The organism is Phenylobacterium conjunctum, assembly GCF_042679085.1.
GTDB lineage: Bacteria > Pseudomonadota > Alphaproteobacteria > Caulobacterales > Caulobacteraceae > Phenylobacterium > Phenylobacterium conjunctum.
Genome location: NZ_JBHTLQ010000038.1, coordinates 25,875 through 36,270 on the forward strand (window position 1 = coordinate 25,875; position 10,396 = coordinate 36,270).

10 protein-coding genes are annotated in these 10,396 nt (G+C 69.7%); 8 read left to right on the forward strand and 2 right to left on the reverse strand.

The window, feature by feature from the left end; genetic code table 11:
• The first annotated feature begins 55 nt into the window (after positions 1-55).
• The 6 genes from sdhC (at position 56) to ACFQ27_RS15265 (ending at position 5,108) form a co-directional block, all read left to right on the forward strand.
• Positions 56-466 (forward strand): succinate dehydrogenase, cytochrome b556 subunit, encoded by a 411-nt coding sequence (gene sdhC, locus ACFQ27_RS15240; RefSeq protein WP_374345886.1) that lies wholly within the window; start codon positions 56-58, stop codon positions 464-466.
• Positions 466-858, forward strand: coding sequence for a succinate dehydrogenase, hydrophobic membrane anchor protein (gene sdhD, locus ACFQ27_RS15245; protein ID WP_374345888.1), 393 nt, complete (start codon positions 466-468; stop codon positions 856-858). Before sdhC ends, sdhD begins: the two co-directional genes overlap by 1 nt.
• Before the next feature lie 4 nt (positions 859-862).
• Positions 863-2,650 carry a succinate dehydrogenase flavoprotein subunit gene (gene sdhA / locus ACFQ27_RS15250; protein ID WP_377354186.1) on the forward strand — a complete coding sequence of 596 codons (1,788 nt, stop codon included), beginning with the start codon at positions 863-865 and terminating at the stop codon, positions 2,648-2,650.
• A gap of 24 nt (positions 2,651-2,674) precedes the next feature.
• Positions 2,675-3,457: a succinate dehydrogenase iron-sulfur subunit gene (locus ACFQ27_RS15255; RefSeq protein WP_374345890.1), complete on the forward strand. Its 783-nt coding sequence runs from the start codon at positions 2,675-2,677 to the stop codon at positions 3,455-3,457.
• An 80-nt stretch (positions 3,458-3,537) separates the two neighbouring features.
• On the forward strand, positions 3,538-4,767 hold the full coding sequence (locus ACFQ27_RS15260; RefSeq protein ID WP_377354187.1) for an NAD(P)/FAD-dependent oxidoreductase: 1,230 nt from the start codon (positions 3,538-3,540) through the stop codon (positions 4,765-4,767).
• A 20-nt stretch (positions 4,768-4,787) separates the two neighbouring features.
• Positions 4,788-5,108 carry a 2Fe-2S iron-sulfur cluster-binding protein gene (locus tag ACFQ27_RS15265; protein ID WP_374345892.1) on the forward strand — a complete coding sequence of 107 codons (321 nt, stop codon included), beginning with the start codon at positions 4,788-4,790 and terminating at the stop codon, positions 5,106-5,108.
• Positions 5,109-5,178: 70 nt separating this feature from the next.
• Here the strand turns inward: ACFQ27_RS15265 and ACFQ27_RS15270 are convergent, their stop codons facing one another.
• Complete coding sequence (locus tag ACFQ27_RS15270; RefSeq protein ID WP_377354188.1) at positions 5,179-5,958, reverse strand: SDR family NAD(P)-dependent oxidoreductase; 780 nt, start codon at positions 5,956-5,958, stop codon at positions 5,179-5,181.
• A gap of 110 nt (positions 5,959-6,068) precedes the next feature.
• Between ACFQ27_RS15270 and ACFQ27_RS15275 the strand changes: the two genes are divergently transcribed.
• Both ACFQ27_RS15275 and ACFQ27_RS15280 read left to right on the forward strand, forming a co-directional pair.
• A complete protein-coding gene (locus ACFQ27_RS15275) occupies positions 6,069-7,808 on the forward strand; it encodes a thiamine pyrophosphate-binding protein (protein WP_377354189.1) in 1,740 nt (579 codons plus the stop codon).
• A 5-nt stretch (positions 7,809-7,813) separates the two neighbouring features.
• On the forward strand, positions 7,814-8,458 hold the full coding sequence (locus ACFQ27_RS15280; protein ID WP_374345896.1) for a TetR/AcrR family transcriptional regulator: 645 nt from the start codon (positions 7,814-7,816) through the stop codon (positions 8,456-8,458).
• 143 nt (positions 8,459-8,601) lie between these two features.
• Here ACFQ27_RS15280 and divL read toward each other — a convergent pair.
• Positions 8,602-10,396 (reverse strand): cell cycle protein kinase DivL (gene divL, locus ACFQ27_RS15285; RefSeq protein ID WP_377354190.1); only part of this gene is annotated, 1,795 nt, incomplete at its 5' end.

Sequence of the window (10,396 nt, forward strand, 5' to 3'; positions counted from 1 at the left end):
CCCCGGGGACGCGGCTTAAAAGCGGAGCCGCCTCGTCTCCATTCGGAACGCCATCATGACCGACGCCTCCGGCGCGCCCCGCCAACGTCCGCTGTCGCCGCACCTTCAGGTCTGGCGGTGGCACATCACCATGTTCACCTCGATCGCCCACCGGGCAACGGGGGTCGCGCTTTATGTCGGCGCGCTCATCCTCGCCGGCTGGTGCGTGGCGCTCGCCTCGGGGCCGGACGCCTACCTGGCCTATATGACGATCCTCGGCTCGCCGCTCGGCAAGCTGGTGTTCTTCGGCCTGACGATCTCGGTCTTCTACCACCTGGCCAATGGCGTGCGTCACCTGATGTGGGACGCCGGCGCCGGCCTGGACATCAAGTCCGCCAACTTCACCGCCGTCTCGGCCATCGCCTTCGCCATCGCGGCCACCGTCGCGGTCTGGGGCATCGCCGCCATGACCGGAGCGCTGAGCTAATGTCCGCTGAATTCCGCACCCCGCTCTCCCGCGCCCGCGGCCTGGGCTCCGCCAAGCACGGCGCCACCCACTGGGTCGCCGAGCGCGTCAGCGCCATCGCCCTGGTGCCCCTGGTCCTGTGGGCCGTCTTCGGCGTGATCCGCCTGGCGGCCGGCGACTACGGCGTCGCCGTCGACTGGGTCGGCCAACCGCTGAACGCCGTGCTGCTGGTCCTGCTGGTCGCCGTCGCCTTCTGGCACATGGCCACCGGCGTCCGGGTCATCATCGAGGACTACATCCACAAGATGCTGACCAAGACGGCTCTGCTGCTGGCCAACATGTTCATCGCCGTCCTCGCGGGCGGTCTCGCCATCTTCTCCATCCTCAAGGTCGCGCTGGGAGGCGCTCTCTGATCCCATGGCGACGTATCAATTCACCGATCACAAGTTCGATGTGGTGGTCGTCGGCGCCGGCGGCTCCGGCCTGCGCGCCGCCCTGGGCTGCGCCCAGGCAGGCCTGAAGACGGCCTGCATCACCAAGGTCTTCCCGACCCGCTCGCACACCGTGGCCGCCCAGGGCGGTATCTCGGCCAGCCTGGGCAATATGGGCGAGGATGACTGGCGCTGGCACATGTACGACACTGTCAAGGGGTCGGACTGGCTGGGCGACCAGGACGCCATCGAATACCTGTGCCGCAACGCGCCGGCCGCGGTGTACGAGCTCGAGCACTGGGGCGTGCCCTTCAGCCGCACGCCCGAAGGCAAGATCTACCAGCGCGCCTTCGGCGGCATGACCAAGAACTATGGCGAGGCCTCGATCCAGCGCACCTGCGCCGCGGCCGACCGCACCGGTCACGCCATGCTGCACACGATGTACGGCCAGTCCCTGGCCCACGACACCGAGTTCTTCATCGAGTACTTCGCCCTCGACCTGATCATGGACGAAGGCGTCTGCCGGGGCGTCACCGCCTGGAAGCTCGATGACGGCACCCTGCACCGGTTCCAGGCCCAGATGGTGATCCTGGCCACCGGCGGCTACGGCCGGGCCTACTTCTCGGCGACCAGCGCCCACACCTGCACCGGCGACGGCGGCGGCATGGCCCTGCGGGCCGGCCTGCCCCTGCAGGACATGGAGTTCGTGCAGTTCCACCCGACCGGCATCTACGGCGCCGGCTGCCTGATCACCGAGGGCGCCCGCGGCGAAGGCGGCTACCTGACCAACTCGGAAGGCGAACGCTTCATGGAGCGCTATGCGCCCACCGTGAAGGACCTCGCCCCCCGCGACATGGTCAGCCGCGCCATGACCATCGAGATCCGTGAAGGCCGCGGGGTGGGTCCGAACAAGGACCACATCTTCCTGCACCTGGACCACCTGGATCCCAAGGTGCTGGCCGCCCGCCTGCCGGGCATCTCGGAGAGCGCCAAGATCTTCGCCGGCGTCGACGTGACCAAGGAGCCGATCCCGGTCCTGCCGACCGTCCACTACAACATGGGCGGCATCCCGACGAACTTCTATTCGGAAGTGGTGACCAAGGTCGGCGAGAACCCCGACCAGGTGGTGCCGGGCCTGATGGCCGTGGGTGAAGCCGCCTGCGTCAGCGTGCACGGCGCCAACCGCCTGGGCTCCAACTCCCTGATCGACCTCGTGGTGTTCGGGCGCTCCGCCGCCCTGCGCGCCGCCTCGATCCTGAAGGCCGGGGCGACCCAGCCGGAGCTGAAGCCGGCCATGACCGACGGCCACCTGGCCCGCTTCGATCGCCTGCGCAACGCCTCGGGCTCCACGCCCACGGCGGCCCTGCGCCTGGAGATGCAGCGCGCCATGCAGGAAGACGCCGCGGTGTTCCGCACCTCGGACGCCCTGGCCAGCGGCGTGAAGCGCCTCGAAGCCGTTCAGGCCAAGCGCGGCGACCTGAAGGTCTCCGACCGCGGCATGATCTGGAACACCGACCTCGTCGAAACCCTCGAGTTCGAGAACCTGGTCGTCCAGGCCCAGGTGACGGTGGTGGGCGCCCACAACCGCACCGAAAGCCGCGGGGCCCACGCCCACGAGGACTTCCCGGATCGCGACGACAAGAACTGGATGAAGCACACCCTGGCCTGGATCGACGACGCCAGCGGCAAGGTCTCCATCGACTATCGCCCGGTGCACGACTTCACCATGACCAACGAAGTCGCGCCCTTCCCGCCCAAGGCGCGGGTCTATTAAGGCTCAGGGAACAGAGGATAATCCATGGTTCAGCTTTCCCTGCCCAAGAACTCCCGCGTCCAGAAGGGCAAGCACTGGCCCGCGCCGGCCGGGGCCAAGAAGGTCAAGACCTTCAAGGTCTATCGCTATGACCCGGAAGCGTCGGGCAACCCGCGTTGGGACACCTATGACGTGGACGTCGAGGCCTGCGGCCCGATGGTTCTGGACGTGCTCTTGCACATCAAGAACAACATCGACCCGACCCTGACCTTCCGCCGCTCGTGCCGTGAAGGCGTCTGCGGCTCGTGCGCCATGAACATCGGCGGCCGCAATACGCTGGCCTGCACTCACGGCCACGACGAGACGCCGGGCGCGTCCTGCCAGATCGCGCCCCTGCCCTCGATGCCGGTGGTCAAGGACCTGGTCCCCGACCTGACCATGTTCTACGCCCAGTACGCCTCCATCGAGCCGTGGCTGCACACCACGACCCCGGAGCCGCAACAGGAATGGCGGCAGTCGCCGGAGGACCGCGAAAAGCTCGACGGCCTCTACGAGTGCATCCTGTGCGCCTGCTGCACCACCTCGTGCCCGAGCTACTGGTGGAACGGCGACAAGTACCTGGGCCCGGCGGCCCTGCTGCACGCCTATCGCTGGCTGATCGACAGCCGCGACGAGGCCACCGGCGACCGTTTGGACGCGCTTGAAGACCCCTTCAAGCTCTATCGCTGCCACACGATCATGAACTGCGCCCAGGTCTGCCCCAAGGGCCTGAACCCCGCCAAGGCCATCGCCGAGGTGAAGAAAATGCTGGTCGACCGCGTCGTCTGACGCGGTCTGTCCGGGTCGGCGGCGATCCGAACTGCGTTTAGCAAGTTGACGCCGCCGTCACTTTTCTGCATGGGGCTTACATGAGCTCGTTGGACGCGCATGTGGTCATCATCGGGGCAGGGCACGCTGGCGGCACGGCGGCCGCCCTGCTGCGCCAATACGGGCACACCGGCCTGATCACCATGATCGGCGAGGAGCCCATCCCGCCCTATCAGCGCCCGCCCCTGTCCAAGGCCTGGCTGAAGGGCGAGGCCGACGCGGACTCCCTGGCGCTGAAGCCGCTGGAGTTCTACGCCGAGAACAACATCGACTTCCGCCCGAACCTGAAGGCGGTGTCCCTGAACCGCGGCGACAAAACCGTCACCCTGTCGGACGGCTCAAGCGTCTCCTATGACGTCCTGATCCTGGCCACTGGCGCCCGGGCCATCAAGCTGCCCGTCGAGGGCGCGGACCTGGACGGCCTCCTGGAACTGCGCACCGCCGCCGACGCCGAGAAGCTGAAGGCGGCCCTGGGTCCCGGCAAGCGCCTGGCGATCGTGGGCGGCGGCTATATCGGGCTTGAGGCCGCGGCCTCGGCCCGCAAGCTGGGCGCCGAGGCCGTGGTGCTGGAGCGCGAGCCGCGCCTCTTGGCGCGCGTCGCCACCGAGACCCTGTCGAGCTTCTTCCAGGCCTATCACGAGAAGCACGGCGTCACCTTCGAGCTGGGCGCCAGCGTCGTGGGCTTCGAAGGCCAGGATGGCCGCGTGACCGGCGTGAAGCTGGCCGACGGCCGGGTGATCGCCTGCGACGCCGCCCTGATCGGGGTGGGCGCCGCGCCGAACGAGGAATTGGCCAAGGAAGCCGGCCTTGAGTGCGCCCGGGGCGTGACGGTGAACCTGGAGGCCCGCACCTCCGATCCGTCAATCTTCGCTATCGGCGACGTGGCCCACCGGCCGATGCCGATCTATGACCGCATGTTCCGGATGGAGAGCGTTCCCAACGCCCTGGAACAGGCCAAGCAGGCCGCCAGCGCCATCACCGGCCGTCCGGCGCCCGCCGGCGAGGTGCCGTGGCAGTGGTCGGACCAGTACGATCTCAAGCTCCAGATCGCAGGCTACGCCTTCGATGTGGACGAGGTGCTGTTGCGCGGCGACCCCGCCAGCGGCAAGTTCGCCATCTTCCACTTGAAGGGCGATCAGGTGCAGTCGGTGGAGGCGATCAATTCGCCGCCAGAGTTCATGATGGGCCGTCAGCTGATCGGCAACCGCAAAGCGGTGTCGAAGGAAAAGCTGGCTGACCCGTCGGTTTCCATGAAAGAAGTCGCCGCTTAGTCACGGCGGGAAGGGGAGAGATGGCCAAGATCACCTACATCGAGCACGACGGGAAAGAGCACGTCATCGACGTGAAGGCCGGCCTGACGGTGATGGAAGGCGCGGTGAAGAACAACGTGCCCGGCATCGACGCGGACTGCGGCGGCGCCTGCGCCTGCGCCACCTGCCACGTCTATGTGGACGAGGCCTGGCTCGCCAAGACCGGCGACAAGTCGGCCATGGAAGAGTCCATGCTGGACTTCGCCGAGAACGTCGAAGGCAACAGCCGCCTGTCCTGCCAGATCAAGGTCTCCGATGACCTCGACGGCCTGGTGGTCCGCCTGCCGGAAAGCCAGCACTAAACGCGCTTGGACTGAATTCGACCGCGCCGGGCGCCGCTGATCGCGGTGGCCCGGCGTTGTCATGTCCGGATCACCCGGCCAGCATGCGGGGCAGATTGGGCTGGCCCGTATGGGCCGTGAGCCCGCCGTCCACGGGGATGTTCGCCCCCGTCAGGTATGAGGCCTCGTCGGAGGCCAGAAACAGCACCACCGCGGCGATCTCCTCAGGCCTTGCGAAACGGCCCATGGGCACGCGCTCGTCCCAGATCTCGCGCACGCCGGGCATCTGGTTCACCCCGGCGATGATCGGCGTGTCCACCGGTCCCGGCGAGACCGCGTTGCAGCGGATGTTCTCCCGCGCATGGTCGATGGCGACGGCGCGGGTGTAGTTGATCACCCCGGCCTTGGCGGCGTTATAGGCCGCGAAACTGAAGTCCGCCGCCATGCCCGAGGCCGAGGCGGTGTTGACGATGGCCCCGCCGCCCCGTTCCCGCATCAGCGGAATGGCCGCCTTGCAGCCCAGGAAAACGGCGGTCAGGTCGATGTCGATCACCCGGCGCCAATCCTCCACCGCCAGGTCCGGCGTGGCCGCGAAGCTGCCGATCCCGGCGTTGTTGAACAGGATGTCCAGGCCGCCAAAGGCTTCCTTGGCGGTCTGCATCAGGGCCTGGATGTCTTCCCAGGCCGAGACGTCAGTGTGCTGGTAGACGCAGCGCCCGTCCCCCAGCTCCCGCGCGGCGGCCTCGCCCAGGCCGTCATTGAGGTCGGCGATGACCACCGCCGCCCCCTCGGCGTGCAGTCGCCGGGCCGCCGCCAGGCCGATGCCCGACGCCCCGCCCGTCACCACCGCCGTCTTGCCTGAAAATCGCATCCTGGTCCTCCCATCCGCAGGGGGCTGGCCCCGGCGGCCTGATTATGTATTTATAGCTTGTTCTAATTATGAAGCCTCGCCCGGGCAAGGGTGAAGCGCCGGAGGAAACCATGGGCCAGCCCGACATCCGCGTCACCGGGGGCGACCTGCTCGCCCGCACCCTGAAGGCCGCCGGGGTGGAGACGATCTTCGCCCTGCACGGCGGCCACCACGAGGCCCTGTTCAAGGGCTGCGTCGACCACGACATCGCCCTGGTCGATGTCCGGCACGAGGCCGCGGCCGGTCACGCCGCCGACGCCTATGCCCGCACCACCGGCAAGCTGGGGGTCTGTGTGATCACCGCCGGACCCGGCTACGCCAACGCCACGGCCGCCATCGCCAACGCCCAGCTGGACGGCGCACCCGTCCTGTTCATCATCGGCGCCCCGCCCCTGCGCGAGGTGGAGACCAATCCGCTGCAGGGCGGCATCGACCAGATCGCCATGGCCCGCCCGATCTCCAAGTGGGCGTTGTCGATCCCGGCCACCGAACGCATCCCTGACCTGGCGGCCATGGCGATCCGCAAGGCCATGAGCGGGCGCAAGGGCGCCGTGGTGCTCGAGGTTCCCATCGACATCCTGCACATGAGCGTGCCGTCCGCGCGGGCCACCCCGGCCGCCGGCCTCCATGTCCAGCCCACGCCCGCGCCGTCACCGGCCGAGGCGCGGCGGCTGGCGGACCTGCTGGCCACAGCGGAACGCCCGGCGATCATCGTCGGGCTGGAGGGCGCGACGCCGGGCGTCGCCTCCGCCCTGGCGGGACTGAGCGAGCGGCTGGGGGTTCCGATCTTCACCAAGCCCCAGGCTGGCGGCGTCCTGCCGCCCAGCCATCCCCTGGACGCCGGCGCGCCTGGCGGTCTGGCCGCCCTGGCCATGTCGGGAGCGCCGGGGCCGGACCTGGTGATCCTGCTAGGCGCGCGGCTGGGCCTGATGCTGGGGGGGCGCTCCGGCGGCATCGTTCCGCACGCCGCCCGCGTGGTTCAGGTCTGCGCTGACGCCGGCGAGATCGGCCGCCTGCGGGATGTCGACCTCGCCATCGCCGCCGATGGGCGTGAGACCCTGATGGCCCTGGCCGAGGCCCTGGACGGGGTGCGCCTGCCGGACTGGCGGGGCTGGGCGGCCCAGGCCTGTGGGATCAAGGCGGCGAGCGCGGCCGCCTTCGCTGACGCCCGCGCGGCGAGCGGCGTCCATCCCTATCGCGCCGCCCAGGCGGTGGCCGAGGCGGCGGGGCCTGAGGCCGTCTATGTGCTGGACGGGGGCGAGGCGGCCTCCTGGGCGGCTATGACCGCGGCCCCCAATGCGCCGGGCCGGGTGCTGACCCATGGCTACCTCGGCTGTCTCGGCATCGGGCCGGGCTTCGCCATCGGCGCCCAGCTGGCCCATCCGGAGCGCCGCGTGGTCCAGGTCACCGGCGACGGGGCCATGGGCTTCCACATCCAGGAGCTGGACACCATGGTCCGCCACCGGCTGCCCATCGTCACCGTGGTGCTGAACAACCAGGTCTGGGGCATGTCGATCCACGGCCAGCAGCTGATGTTCGGCGAGAACTACAACGTCATCTCCAAGCTGGCCGGCACTCGCTACGCCGACATCGCCTCGGGCTTCGGCTGTCACGCCGAGCGGGTGGAGGACGAGGCCGAGCTTCCGGCCGCCCTGGCCCGGGCCTTCGCAGCCGGTCGTCCGGCCCTGGTGGAGGTGATGACCGACCCGGATGTGGTCCACCCGGTCACCGTCTCCATGCTTGGCCAGGTGAAGGAAGGTGGCGGCGAGACGATGATCCCCTATTACGAGAACATTCCCGAAGGAGTCTGATCCCCTTGGCCCTGTCCCCCGAGCGCCGCGAGGCCCGCCGCCGCAACCTGATTGAGGCGGCCGAGGCGCTGATCCGCGAGGCGGGGGACGCGGGCTTCCAGATGCGCGAACTGGCGGCGAGAGCCGGCGTCAGCCCGGCCACGCCCTACAACCTGATCGGCGGCAAGGGCGAGATCCTGCGCCTGGTGGTGCGCGACGAGTTCGCCGGCTTCGAGGCCCGGCTTGAGGCCCTGCCGCCGATGTCGCCGCTCAAGCGCCTGATGGCCGCCACCGACGAGGTAGTGACCCACTACGAGGCCGACCGGGGCTTTCACCGGGGCCTGATCCAGGCCGCCTTCGGGGCGGCCGAGCCGGAGGTGCGCCAGTTCATGGGCGTCGAGGGCCTGGCCCTGTGGCAGGGCCTGGTGGCCGCCGCCCTGGAGGCGGGCGAGCTTTCGGCGGCGCTGCGCGCCGGCCCCTTGACCAACATCTTGCTGCGCACCATCGCCGGGGTCGCCGAGGCCTGGATCACCGAGGACTGGGACGAGGCGCGGTTCCGGCTGGAGATGACCGCCGCGGTGGGCCTGCTGCTGGCGGCCGGCGCCGCCGAGCCCCTGCGGCTTGATCTGCTGGCGAGAGCGGCGGCGGCGCAGCAGGCGATCGCCGGCTGACGCCCCTCACTGTCATCCCGGTTTTCGCGAAGCGAAGGACCGGGACCCATAGACACCGATCTCTCCTGTCGGCCCCCGCGCGTCGGGGTCCCGGATAAGCGCTGCGCGCTTTCCGGGATGACACGGGGTTGGTGGATTGAGTTCTAGAACCCGAATTCGGGATGCCCCGCGGCGCCCTGGGCGGCTTCGGGGAGGTGGCAGGTGAAGGTGGCGCCGGCGCCCGGTTCGCTTTCCAGGGCCACCCAGCCGCCGTGCAGCTCGACCAGGGCCTTGACCAGGGCCAGGCCCAGGCCGGGGCCGCCGCGCTCGCGGCCGATGAAGCGGTCGAAGATGTGGGCCTGGACGTGGAAGGGGATGCCGCGTCCGGTGTCGGACACCTGCAGTTGGATCTCGCCCAGGGCCCGGCGGGCCGACAGGGTCACGACCCCGTCCGGCGGGGTCTGGCGGATGGCGTTCTCGGTCAGGTGGTCCAGGGTCTGGGCCAGGCGCTTCACGTCGCCGCGGATCAGGCCGATGTCCTGCGGGTGCTCCAGCTTGATGGCGACCTTGACCTGCTCGGCCTCGCGGGCCCAGCGGTCGGCGGCCTCCGTCAGCAGCTCGGCGACGTCGACGTCCTCCAGGTCCAGGGCCATCTCGTCGGCGTCGATCTGGGCCATGTCCAGCACGTCGTCGATGGAGCGGGCCAGCTGGGTGGCGGCGGCGCGCACGGCGGCGGCGTGGCCGCGGCCGCGCTCCGACAGGCCGTCACCGGAGCGCTCCAGCAGCTCCGAATAGCCGATGATGGTGGTGAGCGGGGTGCGCAGCTCGTAGGAGACATTGCCCACGAAGTCGCGCTTCAGGCGCTCGGCCTCGGCGAGCGCCGCCGAGCGGTCGGCCAGAGCGCTCTCCAGCTTGCGAGCGTCGGTGACGTCGGCGAAGGCGATCAGGGTCGCGCCGTCCGGCAGGGGCCGCGACTGATAGACGACGATGCGGCTGTCCGAGGTCTTCACCTCGCCAGACATCGGCGCGCGGGCCTGGGGATCGGTGTCGGCCACCCGGCCCTTCAGCTCGCGCCAGAAGCCCATGTCGTGCAGGCGCGGCACGCAGAGCTCCACCACGCCCTCGAAGTCGTGGGCGACCTCCAGCTGCGGCCCGGTGACGTTCCAGAACCGCTCAAAGGCCTCGTTGTGCAGGCGCAGGCGGCCATCGGAGCCGAACACGGCGACGGCGTCGTTCAGCTTGTCCAGGGTGGCCTGCTGCACCTGGATCAGGGCGTTGTACTGGGCCTTGAGCTTCAGCTCGCCGGTGATGTCGGAGAACAGCAGCACCACGCCGCCCATGGGGTGGGGCTGGCGCACCACGCGCAGGGTGCGGCCGTCGGGCAGGCTCCACAGGTCGTCCGGCGTGGAGTCCAGCCGCTCATAGCGGTCGAGCTCGGCGGCCTTCCACTTGGTGTAGTCGGCGGTCTCGGGTAGGCGGCGGCGTTGGCGCAGGCGGTCGAGCACCTCGCCGTGGGCCGGCCGCTCGGCCAGCCAAGCCGGCTCCAGGCCCCACATCTCGGCGAAGGCCGTGTTGTGGAACATCAGCTTCTTGGTCTGGCTGAAGATCGCCACGGCGTCGGCGATGTGGTTCAGGGTCTCGTCGTGGGCCTCGACATTGCGCTTCAGGGCCTCGCGGATCTCCTCGAGCTCTGTGACGTCCTCGGTCCAAACGCCGACCCCGCCGCCGTCCAGGGGCTGGGCGGTGATGGCCAGAGCCCGGCGGCGGCCCTCGAAGGTGATCCAGCGCTGAGCGGTGCGCACCTGGCCCAGATTGGCGGCCTCGCTGGCCAGGGCGTCGGCGCCCTTGTCGAAGCTGGCGGCGCGCCCGGCGGCCTCGTCCAGGCTCGTGCAGCCCACGGCCGACAGCCAGGCGGCGTTGACCCAGACCGGGCTGCCGTCGGCGGCGGCGATCCAGGCC

What these genes read in the sequence shown, in the direction of transcription:
- sdhC (WP_374345886.1), top strand. Translation starts at nt 56, where the DNA reads ATGACCGACGCCTCCGGCGCGCCCCGCCAACGTCCGCTGTCGCCGCAC.
- sdhD (WP_374345888.1), top strand. Translation starts at nt 466, where the DNA reads ATGTCCGCTGAATTCCGCACCCCGCTCTCCCGCGCCCGCGGCCTGGGC.
- sdhA (WP_377354186.1), top strand. Translation starts at nt 863, where the DNA reads ATGGCGACGTATCAATTCACCGATCACAAGTTCGATGTGGTGGTCGTC.
- ACFQ27_RS15255 (WP_374345890.1), top strand. Translation starts at nt 2,675, where the DNA reads ATGGTTCAGCTTTCCCTGCCCAAGAACTCCCGCGTCCAGAAGGGCAAG.
- ACFQ27_RS15260 (WP_377354187.1), top strand. Translation starts at nt 3,538, where the DNA reads ATGAGCTCGTTGGACGCGCATGTGGTCATCATCGGGGCAGGGCACGCT.
- ACFQ27_RS15265 (WP_374345892.1), top strand. Translation starts at nt 4,788, where the DNA reads ATGGCCAAGATCACCTACATCGAGCACGACGGGAAAGAGCACGTCATC.
- ACFQ27_RS15270 (WP_377354188.1), bottom strand. Translation starts at nt 5,958, where the DNA reads ATGCGATTTTCAGGCAAGACGGCGGTGGTGACGGGCGGGGCGTCGGGC.
- ACFQ27_RS15275 (WP_377354189.1), top strand. Translation starts at nt 6,069, where the DNA reads ATGGGCCAGCCCGACATCCGCGTCACCGGGGGCGACCTGCTCGCCCGC.